This is a genomic window from Paenibacillus thiaminolyticus (genome assembly GCF_007066085.1).
Classification (GTDB): domain Bacteria; phylum Bacillota; class Bacilli; order Paenibacillales; family Paenibacillaceae; genus Paenibacillus_B; species Paenibacillus_B thiaminolyticus.
Window position 1 is genome coordinate 3,985,001 of the sequence record NZ_CP041405.1, and the last position, 15,438, is coordinate 4,000,438.

Sequence of the window (15,438 nt, forward strand, 5' to 3'; positions counted from 1 at the left end):
TAGGCGTAGACCCGAAACCGTGTGATCTACCCCTGTCCAGGGTGAAGGTGCGGTAACACGCACTGGAGGCCCGAACCCACGAATGTTGAAAATTCGGGGATGAGGTGGGGTAGCGGAGAAATTCCAATCGAACTCGGAGATAGCTGGTTCTCCCGAAATAGCTTTAGGGCTAGCCTCGGAGGAAGAGTCGTGGAGGTAGAGCACTGATTGGGTGCGGGGCCGCCAAGGGTTACCAAGCTCAGTCAAACTCCGAATGCCATGGACTTATTATCCGGGAGTCAGACAATGGGTGCTAAGGTCCGTTGTCAAGAGGGAAACAGCCCAGACCATCAGCTAAGGCCCCTAAGTGTACGTTAAGTGGGAAAGGATGTGGAGTTGCCCAGACAACCAGGATGTTGGCTTAGAAGCAGCCATCATTTAAAGAGTGCGTAATAGCTCACTGGTCGAGTGACTCTGCGCCGAAAATGTAACGGGGCTAAACGTACCGCCGAAGCTATGGATTGATGCTTTGCATCAGTGGTAGGGGAGCGTTGTGTACCGGGTTGAAGGCAGACCGGAAGGACTGCTGGACTGTACACAAGTGAGAATGCCGGTATGAGTAACGAAAAGACATGTGAGAATCATGTCCGCCGAAAGCCTAAGGGTTCCTGGGAAGGCTCGTCCGCCCAGGGTAAGTCGGGACCTAAGGCGAGGCCGAAAGGCGTAGTCGAAGGACAACAGGTTGAAATTCCTGTACCACCGCAGCCGTTATGAGCAATGGGGGGACGCAGAAGGATAGGGACGCGAGCTGATGGATGCTCGTCCAAGCAGTGAGGCTGGTCAGTAGGCAAATCCGCTGACCGTAAGGCTGGGCTGTGACGGGGAGGGAAAATTACAGTACCGAAGGTCTTGATTTCATGCTGCCAAGAAAAGCCTCTAGCCAGGTAAAGGTGCCCGTACCGCAAACCGACACAGGTAGGCGAGAAGAGAATTCTAAGGCGCGCGGAAGAACTCTCGTTAAGGAACTCGGCAAAATGACCCCGTAACTTTGGGAGAAGGGGTGCCCCGGTAGGGTGAATAGCCCGAGGGGGCCGCAGTGAATAGGCCCGAGCGACTGTTTAGCAAAAACACAGGTCTGTGCGAAGCCGTAAGGCGAAGTATACGGGCTGACGCCTGCCCGGTGCTGGAAGGTTAAGGGGTGGTTAGCCGCAAGGCGAAGCTATGAACCGAAGCCCCAGTAAACGGCGGCCGTAACTATAACGGTCCTAAGGTAGCGAAATTCCTTGTCAGGTAAATTCTGACCCGCACGAATGGCGTAACGACTTGGGCGCTGTCTCAACGAGAGATCCGGTGAAATTTTAATACCTGTGAAGATGCAGGTTACCCGCGACAAGACGGAAAGACCCCATGGAGCTTTACTGCAGCTTGATATTGGACTTTGGTACGGTCTGTACAGGATAGGTGGGAGCCTGAGAAGCCGGAGCGCCAGCTTCGGTGGAGGCGCCGTTGGGATACCACCCTGATCGTATCGGAGTTCTAACCTGGGACCGTGGAACCGGTTCGGGGACAGTGTCAGGCGGGCAGTTTGACTGGGGCGGTCGCCTCCTAAAGAGTAACGGAGGCGCCCCAAGGTTCCCTCAGAATGGTTGGAAATCATTCGAAGAGTGCAAAGGCAGAAGGGAGCTTGACTGCGAGACCTACAAGTCGAGCAGGGACGAAAGTCGGGCTTAGTGATCCGGTGGTACCGCATGGAAGGGCCATCGCTCAACGGATAAAAGCTACCCTGGGGATAACAGGCTTATCTCCCCCAAGAGTCCACATCGACGGGGAGGTTTGGCACCTCGATGTCGGCTCATCGCATCCTGGGGCTGAAGTAGGTCCCAAGGGTTGGGCTGTTCGCCCATTAAAGCGGTACGCGAGCTGGGTTCAGAACGTCGTGAGACAGTTCGGTCCCTATCTGTCGCGGGCGTAGGAAATTTGAGAGGAGCTGTCCTTAGTACGAGAGGACCGGGATGGACGTACCGCTGGTGTACCAGTTGTCTCGCCAGAGGCATAGCTGGGTAGCCAAGTACGGAAGGGATAAGCGCTGAAAGCATCTAAGCGTGAAGCCCCCCTCAAGATGAGATTTCCCACATTGGTAAGACCCCTTGAAGACGACGAGGTAGATAGGTTGGAGGTGGAAGTGCAGCAATGCATGGAGCTGACCAATACTAATCGGTCGAGGGCTTATCCTAAGTAAGATGATTCGCAAGACGAACTTTCGCATTCAGTTTTTAAGGTACAATGTCTTGATTTGAGCATGTGAATCGCGTATAATACGGTGGACAGGCATTTTACATGCGATGTGGAGAGGTACCCAAGAGGCCGAAGGGGGCGCTTTGCTAAAGCGTTAGGGTGTAACAGCCGCGAGGGTTCGAATCCCTCTCTCTCCGCCACAGTGATTTACACCCTTTATAATATGGCGGCGTAGCTCAGCTGGCTAGAGCGTACGGTTCATACCCGTGAGGTCGGGGGTTCGATCCCCTCCGCCGCTACCAATTTCATAAGGACGCTTAGCTCAGCTGGGAGAGCATCTGCCTTACAAGCAGAGGGTCGGCGGTTCGATCCCGTCAGCGTCCACCATATTTTGCCGGTGTAGCTCAGTTGGTAGAGCGGCTGACTTGTAATCAGTAGGTCGTGGGTTCGACTCCTATCGCCGGCACCATTTAATCAAGGAGCTGTGGTGTAGAGGCCTAACATGCCTGCCTGTCACGCAGGAGAACGCGGGTTCGAATCCCGTCAGCTCCGCCATATTAATTATCGTCAGAGTGGCGACGCTTTATGTGCACCACTTTATTTTTTTGAAAAGTTACATATGGCTCGGTAGCTCAGTCGGTAGAGCAGAGGACTGAAAATCCTCGTGTCGGCGGTTCGATTCCGTCCCGAGCCACCATCCATAACATGGAGGATTAGCGAAGTGGCCAAACGCAGCAGACTGTAAATCTGTTCCCGTACGGGTTCGGTGGTTCGAATCCATCATCCTCCACCATTTGTAAGAGCCATTAGCTCAGTTGGTAGAGCACCTGACTTTTAATCAGGGTGTCGAAGGTTCGAGTCCTTCATGGCTCACCAGTTTTTACTTCAAGACTTCAGTAAATGGACTGAAGTTTTTTTTGTTTTTTCGGCCGGGTTTGATCGAATCAAGCCCGGTCTTTTTGTGATCTGCAAGTGAAAAGATGCAAAGCAGGATTTTCCATGGCCTGTGTGCAATAGTAGAAGAACGAATACAACGGTTACCAAGTGCGTCGAGAGACAAGGGAGGGATCCGACATAGAACGCGACGGAAGTGGAACGGAATATATAACGGCGCTCGTGCACCTTGCCGCTCGGGGCGATCGTAAGGCATTCGGCGAGTTGGTGCGTCGTCACCGCTCCCGGATGTTGGGCTGGGCGCGCCATTTCGTGAAGCAATCTGCGGCTGCGGAGGATATTGTGCAGGAAGCCTTGCTTCACTCCTACAACCGTCTTCATACGCTGCGGGAGCCGGAGAAGTTCGTCGGCTGGCTGCGCGCCATCGTTCGGAATCAAGCGCTAATGGAGCTGCGCCGGGCCAGGAAAGAATATCCTGTCGGCGCAGCTCCATGGAATGCGGAAGAAAGTGCGGAGACCTTTTCTTCCCTGCTCCCTTCAGGGCAGGACCAGCATGGCATGACTGCGGAGGATCCGCTGTTGGCGGAACGGTCATGGGAAGAGATCCAGCGTCTATTGAGCAGACTCGGCGACCAGGAGCGCCGCGTGATGTATGCCCATGCGCTGGCGGGCCTATCTGTGCCCGAGACGGCAGAGGCGCTCGGAATGAAGAGCGGGGCGATCTATACCGCCTTGTCCCGCGGGAGGCGGAAGCTGGTCGAAGTCCGACTAGATGACGAAATCGAACAATACGTTGCCGCCCGGAAGCGGCGCGCGGCAGCATGCTCGGCAGAGATACCTTCCGCCCGCTACCATTGGTTCGCGGGGGCCTATCATACGATGGCCGCCATGATGCTGGAAACTATGCTGGCAAGCGGGCAGCGGGGAGTATCGTTAACGGATGTGATGGGGGCCACCGGACAGGCCTTCCGGCTATATGCCGCCCCTCGTTCCGGTCTCAGCAGCGTCTATGCGTACGATTGGGGGCGGGATGCCCAGACGGGCTGGAGACATCTTGGCTTCCATTCTTCCGTTCATGGCGGGGCAGGACAACTCCTGACCCGGCCCGAACCGCTGCTGGAAGCGATGGAGCAGATGCAAGCGTCCATTGAACGGGGCATCCCGGTCATGGCCTGGAATGTGGCCAGTGCCGAGTTCGGTTTGATCAGCGGATTCGATGACAGGCGCGCAGAATGGTATGTAACCGATACAACCGCCCATCGCAAGCCGCTTCCGTACCGGAAGCTCGGCCGTCTTCATCCCGGGGCGGAATGGTTCGTGTCCATCCCTGGGACACGCCGGCCTGTCCTTCCGCAGGAGATGCTTCATCAGGTGCTGCTGCAGACCGTACGGCATGCGAAAGGAGAGGAGCCGGCTTACTTCGATGGCAGTCCGATTGGACTGGGCGTCTATGAATCGTGGCGTGATGCGCTGCGGAACGATGAGAATATAGATATGTTGACGGTCGCCTTCCACTCGGCCTACGTGGCGGAAGCAAGAACGCATGCGGTGCATTTTCTGGAACAGCGGCTGCTTAACGGAATAGTAGGGAGCCTATGCCATTCAGCGGTGCCTGCCTTGCAGCAGGCTTTACTTTCTTATAGGGACACAGCAGAGGCGTGGAGGCAGCTGTCCCGTATTTTCCCGCTGACACAGGGCGGGAGGCGGATGGAACCGGGTCCGCGCGACCGCGCGACCCGGCTGGTGGAACGGGCATGCCGGGCGGAAGAGAAGGCGGTGGAAGCTCTGGAGGAAGCGTCGGCGTGGCTGGAACGGGTGCAATCCTAAAATAGATCAAAAAAATTTCTGAACGATGTAAGATATTGCGGATGTTCTGCAACTACTCTATGAAGGCAGCGATTGCCGGATATTACGATATAGGAGGCATTACCTATGAGTTCATTCACGCAATCATCGCAATCCCATTCATCGATCCGCCCCATCCACAACCGGATCGATGGCGTATTCGTTCATGTCAGCAATATTGAGCGCTCCGTCAACTGGTACCACCGGCTGTTCGACCGGCCCGAGCGTTCCTCCGCCACGGACAAGGTGCACTCCATCGCGATGGATGGCGGTTCCGATCTCATCCTTGATCAGCATGGTTATGACCGGGGGCTGGCGGTTGACGACCGGCCGCAGCTGATGCTCCATTCCCCCGACGTGCATGCCGCGTACCGTCGGGTCAAGCAGCTCGGGCTCCCGGTGGAATGGGAGATCGAGGAATATCCGGGCATGGCTTTCTTTACCTTGCGCGATCCGGACGGCAATCTATTGATGATATGCGGTCAGCCGGGATCGAAGGAGGAGGAAGAACGGAGCGATGGTCCGGAGCCGATCCGTTATGACGGCGGGGGAACGTGGCTGACCGTATCCGATGAAGCGCCGCACAGCCGGCTTACCGCGGAAGGATTGGAGCTGACCGGCCGTGCGATGACGAAGGAGACCTATCCATGCCCTCTGCGGCTGGAAGCTGTGCTCCGATTGGAAGGCGGAAGCCTGCGCCTGCTGCTGGGCGAGCACGGCCAAGTCACGTTTAATTACGGGCCGTCCTCGCATGGCGGAGTCGGTGATGAATGCTACATTCATCATCCGAGTCTGCCCAAAATGTTCAGCTACCCGCAGAAGGGTTCCATCCCGAACGGTCAATGGGTTCGGGTCGAATGGATCCTGCGCGAGCGCAGCATGGAGGTGTATGTGGACGGGCAGTTGTTCCATGCCCAGCAGGGTTACTTCGGGGATGCGGCAGGCCGTGCGGGAATCTGCTGCGACAACGGCAAGGTGACTATGCGCTCCTTCTTCCTTGAGCCGCTGGCGGCGGAACAGCAGGTTCCGCGCCTGGCGGTCGCCTCGCATTCGGATGAGCTGACGCCCGATGCCGCCTGCCATCCGGCCATGACGGAGCAGGGCTTGTGGCTGGCCCCCACCGCCGCATGGGGATATGCGAGTACCGCACAATCGTATCGGGTGCCTTGGGAGTGCCGAACGGTCGTACGTGCGGATACGGGATCGCTGATGCTGTATGGCGACACCTCGCTGCAGGTCAAATTCCACCCGAGCGGAGACATCAGCGTGGCCGATGCGTCCGGTCCCGGGCAAGAAGTGTGGTTCACGGGCAAAGGGAAGCTGTCGGTGGACGGGATGTCCGAGGTGCTCTGGAAAGTGGAGGAGAACCGGCTGATGTTAACCGTTGACGGCGAGCCTCGAGTCGAGCACCAGGGTCACTATGGCGGCGGTCGTTACCGGGTTGGCATTGGCCCGGATCAGGGCAGCGCGCTGACGGTCCACTCTTTCGATATTCGATTATTGTAAGCGACAGCGATATCTATATCGGCCGATGCAGCCCCGGGCTCATCGGCCGTTCATCTGCATATGAAGACGGCCTGTCAGATATGCTACAATGAGAACCATAAAGAAGAAGGATAAGACGGGTGGAGAGATTCGGTATGGATAAGCAAGCGCTGCAGCAGCAAATTGAACATATATTGGATGCCTCTCTGGAGAAGCTGTCCGTGCCTTCTGCGACATGGAGGGAATGGACTGGAGGAGAAGGGCTGGCGGACGGCCAGACGGCGGTCCTGGCGAAGCGGGGGAACGCCTGGTATATGCTATGGAAGCCGGGAACGGCGGTGACGGAAGTACTGAAGCTGGAAGGCCGAGAGCTTGCTGGTCAGGAGGAGCAATGGCTTCAGCTTATTTTGCGGATGGGGCACCGTTCGAAGTCTTCACTGGCCGCGGCGCATATCACCGATGAGCAGCAGGCCCACTTGTTCGGGCAATGGGTTGCTGACCGGGTGAAGGAAGGCGAACCGAATGCGGAAGTGCCGGACAGTTTTTCTTGGAAAAGTAAGCTGTTCATTCAGGTTGTCCCGTTCCTGCTCGTGGCGGAGCATGCTCATCGGGAGGCCCCTGCCTATCAAGAATTGTACAAATTGCTTCGTTCCTACTTCGGCGGCGAGGTCAATCTCATTCCGCTGTCAGATAAGGAATGGCTTATTCTGTGCCCGGAGCAGCTGACCCAGGCCGGATCCGGAGAAGACGAGAGCGAAGAGCGCGAGACGATGGAAGAGCTGCTCACCTCCTACTGTCTCGGTCTCTATGAGCTGCTATCGAGCGAATGGGTCGGAGAGAGCCACCTGACTATCGGATACCCGTTCACCCCGGTGAAGGGCATACCAGGCGTCGTATCCCAATTGAGAGAGACGCTCTATTTGGGACGGGCTTTTCATGTGACCGATACTATTCATCTGCCTTGGGAGCTCCATCTGGAGCGGCTGGTCAACAGCATTCCCGACGAGGTGCGCAAGCAGTTCCTGCAGCGAGTCGTCACGAAGGCCGAGAGCTTCGCGGATTCGGAGACGATGGCGACGCTGCAGCATTTTTTCCAATTCGACTGCAGCGTGAGCGAGACCGCCAAGCGGATGTATATCCATCGCAATACCCTTTTGTACCGATTGGATAAGATCAAGCAGGAAACCGGGCTCGATGTGCGCAAATTTTCCGACGCGGTTTTAGTAAAGCTGATATTGCTATTGTATAAAGTAACAAAATAAGACGCTCATTTTTTGTGCATATTGTGAATGGTTATTTGTACAGGGTTCCGATACAATAAGAGTAACCGATTTCAGGAATATACGTATAAGGGGGAAACGCACATGGCAGGCGTTCGCTTAGAGCATATTTACAAAAAGTACCCGGGATCCGATAATCCAACCGTAAAAGACATCAACCTCGATATTCAGGACAAAGAGTTCCTCGTATTGGTTGGTCCGTCCGGTTGCGGTAAATCGACAACGCTTCGCATGATTGCAGGTCTGGAGGAAATCTCCGACGGGAAATTGTTCATTGGCGACCGCCTTGTTAATGACGTGGCTCCAAAAGACCGCGACATCGCGATGGTGTTCCAATCCTACGCGTTGTATCCGCACATGAACGTATATCAAAACATGGCGTTCGGTCTGAAATTGCGTAAATTCAAAAAAGAAGACATCGACAAGCGCGTGCGCGAAGCAGCTCGCATTCTCGACATCGAGCATTTGCTGGATCGCAAGCCGAAGGCATTGTCCGGCGGTCAGCGTCAGCGTGTCGCTCTCGGCCGTGCTATCGTTCGTGAGCCGCAAGTGTTCCTGATGGACGAACCGCTCTCCAACTTGGACGCGAAGCTTCGTGGGCAGATGCGTTCCGAGATTACGAAATTGTCGAAGCGTCTGCAAACGACCGTTATCTACGTAACGCACGACCAGATCGAGGCAATGACGATGGGCGATCGGATCGTCGTTATGAAGGACGGCATCATTCAACAAGCGGCAGCACCTGACGTGCTCTACAATAACCCGCTCAACATGTTCGTCGCAGGCTTCATCGGTTCCCCTACGATGAACTTCATCAAGGGCTCCCTGGTGGATGAGAACGGCACTACCCGCTTCAGAACGGCAGGTCTGGACGTTGCCGTGCCAGCAGGCAAGGCTCAAGTGCTGAAGGAAAAAGGCTACCTCAACAAAGAAGTCATTCTGGGCGTTCGTCCAGAGGACATTCATGAAGAGCCTGTCTTCCTGGAAGCTTCGCCGAACACCGTATTTACTGCGTCGATTGAAGTTACAGAGAACATGGGTCATGAAATGTTCCTGTACCTGACCGGCATCGGTACCGAGACGGTTATCGCACGCGTAGACGGCCGCTCCAACTCGAGAGAAGGCCAGAACGTCAAGCTTGCTATCGATATGAACAAAGTACATGTTTTCGATACCGAGTCCGAATTGAACGTATTCGAAAACTAATCCGATATAAGGAAAGCGGAGGTTCCCCGGCTGGGAGCCTCCGCTTTTGGTATATTTGTGGGCGAATGCGCCTGCGCCGTACACTGCGGGGCCGCAAGAGTGCGGCGCCAGTGGATGAGCACTCGCATGGGCAATAATGAACCGGATGAACTTGGCGCTCACTCGTTGAGTTGATACGCCGGATGAATTCGTGCTGGCGCATGGGTTCGGAGCAACGCCTGCGTTCTGAGCATCGCATGATCTCGGCAAGTCCTTGAACCTCGCATGATCTCAGTAAGCCCTTGGGGCCTCGCAAGATGAAGCGAATCTAGTGAGCAAGCCCTCGAACTCCGCAATATGAAGCGGAACTAGTGAGCAAGCCCTCGAACTCCACAATATGAAGCGGAATTAGTAAAAATGATGCAAAATTACATTAATTTATCCTATTGTGAGTCAAATTGGGCAATATTCCTGCGAAATTACATCTTTTTTGGCTAATCCTCACAATTCGAGGTGATGTGACCTGAAATTGATGTATATTTGCAGGATTCACTTTGGAGGCAAGCGGCGCCGGTTGGCAAAACTGCAATATTGCAGGAATTTTGGTACAGCTTAATGGGGAATTCGCGTCACCCTGGTTCGTTCGAGATAGGGAACGTGATTCGCTGAAGAGCGCGTGGAGGGCCCCCTGGGGCCGTTCCCTGGGGCCGTACTTCCGAGTAAGGCGACCTCGTCCGTGGCTGTCAGTACAGCTGGCGCCCTTGCTGGCTGCGGAGCGGGAGCTGCTGTCTGTCGCTCTCCACCGCAATCCACCACTGTCCCGCAGCGCTACGTATCTACGTATGAATCTCTTCCAACGGGGCAACGGTAAATTTGCCGTAGGTGACTCCCTTCAAGGTCGTCATCTGGTCGCTTAGCGCTCGCAGTTCGCTGCGCTTCCCCTTGACGACAATCATCTCCAGGCAGTTGTCTTGATCGAGATGGAAATGCGTCGTGGCCAAGATGGAATCATGCATCTCATGCTGAATCCGCGCCAAGTCCTCCAGCAGGTTCCGGTGATGATGGCGGTAGAACAGCAAGATGCAGCCAGCGACGATCTTGTCTTCCGCCTCAAGCGACTGCTTCACCAGCGCGTCGCGCACCAGATCGCGGAACGCTTCTGATCGGTTCTCATATCCTTGCTCCTTGATCGATTCGTCGAACTTGTCCAGCAGCTTCCCGTCCATGGAAACGCCAAAGCGCTTTACATTCGATTCATTCATGGGACACCTCTTATTACACACTTTTTCTTATTAATGTACCACAAAATAAAGCAGGAGGGCATGCCCGGTGAACATAGGCATACCCTCTCCAGTTCTAATTCATATCCCACTCTTCGATGTTCCACAGGACGCCGGATCCATGATGACCGAGCGCACGGTCGCCGACGCCGGTGATCTTCTTGCTCACGCCGTAGAGCGCGTCAATATAGACGAGGTAGGCGAAGGCGGGATCCTGGTTCAGCGCTTGCTGGAATTGGCCGTACAGCTCCCGTCTGTGCTCGCGATCCGGCTCGATGCGAGCTTCAGTCAGCAGACGGTCGATGTCGGCATTGCGATAAGCGCCGTAATTGTACAAGCCGTCTGCGCTCTGGCTGCTGTGGAATACCGGATAGGTATGATCATCCGGATCGAACTCGCTTCCCCAGGCGATCATGAACGTATCCGCCTGATCGAAGTGAATGGCGCTCCAGTCGAGCGGCTTCGGAATAACGGAGATGCCGACCGCTTTGAGCTGCGTGCTGATCGCGTTGACCAGGGCGATCCGTACGGAGTCGGTGGCGGGCGCGACGAACTCGAATTCGAAGCGCTTCCCCCCCTTCGTCAAGATGCCGTCCTCGCCCGGTGTCCAACCGGCTTCCTGAAGCAGCTTTTTCGCTTCTTCCGGGCGGAATTCCGCCCCTTCCGGATAAGGGGAGTTGGCCCATGATTTTTGCAGCGGCCCGTAAGCCGGCTCGCCATGCCCGAACAGGACGCCCTGGACGAGCGCCTCCCGATCGATGGCGGCGCTGATGGCTTGGCGGACGCGCACGTCTTCAAATAAAGGATTGCGGAAATTGTACAGCATCCCGCGATAGTCGACCGTCTTCATCTGTATAACCCGGAACGGATCCCGTTCCTTCACGCTGTCCCGCTGGTTCAACTCGACAAAGGCGAGATCCAGCTCTCCGGTCTTGAGCTGCAGCAGCCGCGTATTCGTATCCGGGACCGGGCGGACAATGATCTCATCCAGCTTGGCCTTGTTGCCATAGTAGGTATCGCTGCGCACCAGCTCGATTGTCTTGTCCGTTCTCCACTCCCGCAGCTTGAACGGCCCGTTCCCGACCGGCTTGCGATTGAAATCGGAGGTATGAATATCTTGGCCCTCCAGCACATGCTTCGGAATAAGCCCCAGCTTCAGCTTGTGAAGAAGCGGCGGGAACGGATGGACCAGCGTAATCCGGACTTCATCGGCCGCTAAGACGTCCACCTGCCGAATCTCGGTGAAGTCTCCGCTAATCGGTGAATTGGTCTGCGGGCTCAGTAGTGTATCGAGCGTAAATTTGACATCTTCGGCGGTCACCGGCCCGCCGTCATCCCAGCGGGCATCGGTCCGCAGCTTGAAGGTATAGGTCAACTGGTCGTCGGAGATGGTCCAGCTCAAGGCAATATCCGGCGCGACTTCATTGACCGATGTCGTCCGGGTCAGCCCGCGGAACAGCATCGAATCGACATCATGCTCGTCATTCAAGATCGGATTCAGCTTCTCGACTTCCTTCTCCGCGCCATAGACGAGCCGCTTCACTCCGGAAGCCTGCCCTGATTCTCCCGCCGGCGCTTGGCCTGTGGGCGCTTGAGCCGTCGGCGCGGGCCCGGAACAGGCAGCCAGGAGCATGCTGACAAGGCAGAGAACCGCGAGCAGGGATGAATATCGTAGCTTCATTATGATCTACTCCTTACTATGGTCTATGTTCAATGTAAATTCGGTTCAGGCTCACGTCGATGCGCGGCCCATCGGCGGCTGCCCGGAATCGATGCGAGCATGCGCTTCGTATAAGGATGGTCCGAAGCGGATAAGTCTGAGGCCGGAAGCTGCTCCACCAGCTCGCCGCCATACATGACCATGACGCGATGGCAGAGGTAGGCAGCGGCTCGGAGGTCATGCGTGATGAACAGGACGGCCATGCCGGTCTTCTCATTCCAGGAGCGGATGAGCCCCAGCATCTGCCGCTGGAGCGTCATGTCGAGACTGGCGAAGGGTTCGTCCAGGATAAGCAAGCTTGGCTCCAAGAGCAGCGCCCGGGCCAGCGCGACGCGCTGGCGCATGCCGCCCGACAGCTCGTGAGGGTACCGGTCCAGCAGCTCCGGGGACAGCCCCGTCTCGCGGGCGATCGCGCGAATCCGTTCCGCAGCAGAGCCGGCTGCGCCATTCCGCTGCGGCCTATAATCGAGTCCCTCCCCGATAATCCGGCTGACCTGCCAGCGCGGATCGAACGAAGCGAACGGATCCTGATGAACCCATTGGACGGAAGGCCGGGCGCTCCCTCCTCCTTGGGCAGGAGCCCATTGTATCGTGCCGCGATCCGGCTGCTCCAGTTCAAGCAGCAAGCGGGACAACGTGCTCTTGCCGCTGCCGCTCTCCCCGATGAGGCCGACCATCTCGCCGCGGCGAATCGCGAAGGACGCCTCACGGACGGCGGTCACAGAGGTGGCCTGCTGCAGCCAGCGGCGTCCTGCGCGGTAAGTCTTGGTCAGGCCGTATGCCTCCATGATCGGCGGCCCGTCCGGCAGGGGCTTCGCGCCCGGAGCAGAGAAGGATGCATAGGCCTCGACGAGCTGCCGGGTATACGGGTGAACCGGGTGATGAAGCACCTGAGCGGCAGGCCCGGCTTCGACCATCGTCCCGCGCCGCATGACGAGGACCTCGTCCGCGATCTCGGCGACGACGCCCAGATCGTGGGTAATGAACAGGACGGTGCCCCCGGTTCGCACGCTCCATTGGCGAATGAGGCGCAGGATGTCGGCTTGCACCGGCATGTCTAGCGCCGTCGTCGGTTCGTCGGCGATAAGCAGCTCCGGCTCCGCAGCCAGCGCAAGCGCGAGCTGCACGCGCTGCCGCATGCCGCCCGAGAGCTCGTGAGGGTAGGCGCCATATACGCGTTCCGGCTCAGGCAGCTGCATATCCCGGAGCAGCTGCAGAGCCCGCTGCTTCGCTTTCGTGCGGGGAAGCGGGGTATGTATCGCGAGCAATTCCGCGAAGTGGCGCCCGATGCGGAGCAGCGGATCGAAGGTTCCGCTCGTATCCTGGAACACGTAACCGACCCGGCTTCCTCGATAGCGCTGGAGCTGACGGAAAGGGAGCTTCAAAATATCATCTCCCTTGAACCGGATCGAGCCAGAGGGGATCGATCCGCCACGCGGCAGCATGCCTAGCAATGCCTGGGCGGTGACGCTTTTCCCCGAACCGCTCTCGCCGATGAGCGCTGTAACGCCCCGCCCGGGCAAGGTGAACGAGAAGTTGGTCAATATGTCGTTGTCTGTGTACGCCGTGGACGGAAGGGTTAGCGTAAGATCGCTAACCTCCAGCAGCGGTTCGGTCATCGTTGATTCCTTCGGTAGAATTGCGGGTTCCTCCATCGTCGATCCCTCCGGTAGAATTGTGGGCTCCCCCATCGCTGCTGCCCGTCATCGCCCAGGAAGGTGACGGCCAGCACGGTAAGCGCGATGCCTAGTCCGGGGCAGACCGCAGCCCACCAGGCCCCGGACAGCAAATGATTCTGGGCTCCCGCCAGCATATTGCCCCAGGAAGGCTCATGCGGAGGAATGCCCAGGCCGAGAAAGCTGAGCGTCGATTCCGACAGAATGGCATGACCCATTCCGGTCGTCGTCATGACGAGTATCGTCGGCAAGCAATGGGGGGCGAAATGCCGGGTGAACATTTGGATGGGGGTGGCCCCCATCACGGCGGAAGCTTGAATGAACGCTTCTTCTTTGAGTGCGAGAATCTCGGTGCGAATCAGCTTCGCCAGCGGCATCCACCCGGTCAAGCCGATGACAAGCACGACGGTCAGCAGGCTTGGCTTCAGCAGCGCCTGCAGTCCGATCATGAACAGCAGGCTCGGAATGCTTAGCAGAGCGTCGGCGGCCCGCATCAGGATGCGGTCAATCCAGCCGCCGCAGTAACCGCTGATCATGCCATAGGCCACCCCGGCCAATAGCGATACGAACGCCGAAGCGCACCCGACCGCAAGCGAGACCCGGCCCCCGTATAGAAATCGGGTCAGCACATCGCGTCCCATCTCATCCGTCCCCAGCAGGTGAGAGGGTTGGGGCGGCAGCAAAATCGCGTCCAGCTGGACATCGACCGGATGGTAGCCGGTCAAGAGCGGAGCGCCTGCGGCACATAGGGTCAGTACAGCCAAGTACAGAACAGACAGGTTCGTCATCCAGCGGCGTCTCTTCATTGCGCTCTCCCCCCTGATAACAACTGCCGCCGGATCTGCGGATGGTACCAGGCGCAGAACAGGTCGATTATGAGGCTGCCGGCCACGACGACGAAGGTACTCAGCAGAATGGCGGCGAGCAGCACGGGGTAGTCATGGCTTTGCGCCGATTTGAGCGCGAGCATGCCAAGTCCGGGCCAGGAGAACAGTGTTTCAATAACGACCGATCCGGCAAAAGTTAATGATAGGGACATGCCGATATAAGATAAGAAAGGCAGTGCCGCATTCGGCAGCATGTGGCGGAAAATGATTCGATGCCGGGAGACGCCGCGCATGCGCAGAGCCCGCACAAATTCTTTGTCGTTGATGACGGTAACGTGATTCCGCAATAATCGAATGTAATATCCAAGATGTGATAGCGCGAGGGCGGCGGCAGGCAGCGCAAGATGCCGAAGCCGTCCGATCCAGCCTTCCGCACTGCTGCCCATTCCGGCGATGGGGAACCATTGCAGCGCAATGGAGAACACCAGAATCAAGCATAGAGCAAGGTAGAAGGTCGGAAACGACATGAGCACGAGACTGACTGCAGTCACCGTGCGATCCATCTTCGAGGAAGGCTTCAAGCCTGTTATCGTCCCGAAGAGGAGAGAGAGGAGAAGAGTAAGAAATGTGCCGGCCAGCATGAGCTGTACCGTCGGTCCGACAGCTTGGCCGATCAGGATGTCGACGCGTTCTCCGTTCAGGTAGGAGCGTCCCCAATCGCCCTGCATAATGCCTTGCAGCCACTTGACGTACTGCCAATAGAGCGGTTCGTCCAGACCGAGGTTGGCGCGGATGCGAAGCTGATCGGCGGAGGTCAGCTTCTGAATCTGATCCCCATACAGCGCCATGGCCGGATCGCCCGGCAGCAGACGAATAAAGATAAAGACGAGCAGGCTGATGATCAGCAAGACGATAACGGCCTCGCCCGCTCTGGAAAAGAGATATCTTCGCAAATCGTTCCTCCTGTCTGCGAATATCCCGTAACACGAATCATGCAACAAGTAACACTATAGCATGATGTCACGATTTGGT

The 15,438-nt window shown here is 57.0% G+C and carries 9 protein-coding genes, 8 tRNA genes and 1 rRNA gene (1 of these 18 running past the window's edge); 13 read left to right on the plus strand and 5 right to left on the minus strand.

Annotated elements, in window-relative coordinates; genetic code table 11:
• The 13 genes from FLT43_RS17765 to FLT43_RS17825 form a co-directional block, all read left to right on the plus strand.
• Window positions 1-2,213 (plus strand): 23S ribosomal RNA (locus tag FLT43_RS17765) (it extends 706 nt beyond the left edge of the window).
• A gap of 112 nt (window positions 2,214-2,325) precedes the next feature.
• Window positions 2,326-2,414: transfer RNA gene (locus tag FLT43_RS17770), tRNA-Ser, on the plus strand.
• A gap of 25 nt (window positions 2,415-2,439) precedes the next feature.
• Window positions 2,440-2,516: transfer RNA gene (locus FLT43_RS17775), tRNA-Met, on the plus strand.
• 9 nt (window positions 2,517-2,525) lie between these two features.
• Window positions 2,526-2,601: transfer RNA gene (locus tag FLT43_RS17780), tRNA-Val, on the plus strand.
• A gap of 6 nt (window positions 2,602-2,607) precedes the next feature.
• A tRNA-Thr gene (locus FLT43_RS17785) sits at window positions 2,608-2,683 on the plus strand.
• Window positions 2,684-2,692: 9 nt separating this feature from the next.
• Window positions 2,693-2,769 (plus strand) — tRNA-Asp (locus tag FLT43_RS17790).
• Window positions 2,770-2,835: 66 nt separating this feature from the next.
• Window positions 2,836-2,911 (plus strand) — tRNA-Phe (locus tag FLT43_RS17795).
• 10 nt (window positions 2,912-2,921) lie between these two features.
• A tRNA-Tyr gene (locus FLT43_RS17800) sits at window positions 2,922-3,007 on the plus strand.
• Between the two features lie 7 nt (window positions 3,008-3,014).
• Window positions 3,015-3,090, plus strand: a tRNA-Lys gene (locus FLT43_RS17805).
• Window positions 3,091-3,258: 168 nt separating this feature from the next.
• A complete protein-coding gene (locus FLT43_RS17810; RefSeq protein ID WP_087440298.1) occupies window positions 3,259-4,935 on the plus strand; it encodes an RNA polymerase sigma factor in 1,677 nt (558 codons plus the stop codon).
• Window positions 4,936-5,040: 105 nt separating this feature from the next.
• Complete coding sequence (locus tag FLT43_RS17815) at window positions 5,041-6,459, plus strand: VOC family protein (protein WP_087440297.1); 1,419 nt, start codon at window positions 5,041-5,043, stop codon at window positions 6,457-6,459.
• 134 nt (window positions 6,460-6,593) lie between these two features.
• A complete protein-coding gene (locus tag FLT43_RS17820) occupies window positions 6,594-7,700 on the plus strand; it encodes a PucR family transcriptional regulator (RefSeq protein WP_087440296.1) in 1,107 nt (368 codons plus the stop codon).
• 102 nt (window positions 7,701-7,802) lie between these two features.
• Window positions 7,803-8,924: an ABC transporter ATP-binding protein gene (locus FLT43_RS17825; RefSeq protein WP_087440295.1), complete on the plus strand. Its 1,122-nt coding sequence runs from the start codon at window positions 7,803-7,805 to the stop codon at window positions 8,922-8,924.
• An 815-nt stretch (window positions 8,925-9,739) separates the two neighbouring features.
• On the opposite strand, the gene nikR is transcribed toward FLT43_RS17825, so the two are convergent.
• The 5 genes from nikR to FLT43_RS17850 form a co-directional block, all read right to left on the minus strand.
• Window positions 9,740-10,165 (minus strand): nickel-responsive transcriptional regulator NikR, encoded by a 426-nt coding sequence (gene nikR, locus FLT43_RS17830; RefSeq protein WP_087440294.1) that lies wholly within the window; start codon window positions 10,163-10,165, stop codon window positions 9,740-9,742.
• A gap of 94 nt (window positions 10,166-10,259) precedes the next feature.
• The gene (locus FLT43_RS17835; protein ID WP_087440293.1) at window positions 10,260-11,864 is read right to left on the minus strand and encodes an ABC transporter substrate-binding protein; all 1,605 of its coding nucleotides are present in this window, start codon (window positions 11,862-11,864) and stop codon (window positions 10,260-10,262) included.
• A 29-nt stretch (window positions 11,865-11,893) separates the two neighbouring features.
• On the minus strand, window positions 11,894-13,558 hold the full coding sequence (locus tag FLT43_RS17840) for an ATP-binding cassette domain-containing protein (protein WP_244194001.1): 1,665 nt from the start codon (window positions 13,556-13,558) through the stop codon (window positions 11,894-11,896).
• The gene (locus FLT43_RS17845) at window positions 13,519-14,385 is read right to left on the minus strand and encodes an ABC transporter permease (RefSeq protein WP_087440291.1); all 867 of its coding nucleotides are present in this window, start codon (window positions 14,383-14,385) and stop codon (window positions 13,519-13,521) included. Before FLT43_RS17845 ends, FLT43_RS17840 begins: the two co-directional genes overlap by 40 nt.
• Window positions 14,382-15,359, minus strand: coding sequence for an ABC transporter permease (locus FLT43_RS17850; protein ID WP_087440290.1), 978 nt, complete (start codon window positions 15,357-15,359; stop codon window positions 14,382-14,384). Before FLT43_RS17850 ends, FLT43_RS17845 begins: the two co-directional genes overlap by 4 nt.
• Between the last annotated feature and the right edge of the window lie 79 nt (window positions 15,360-15,438).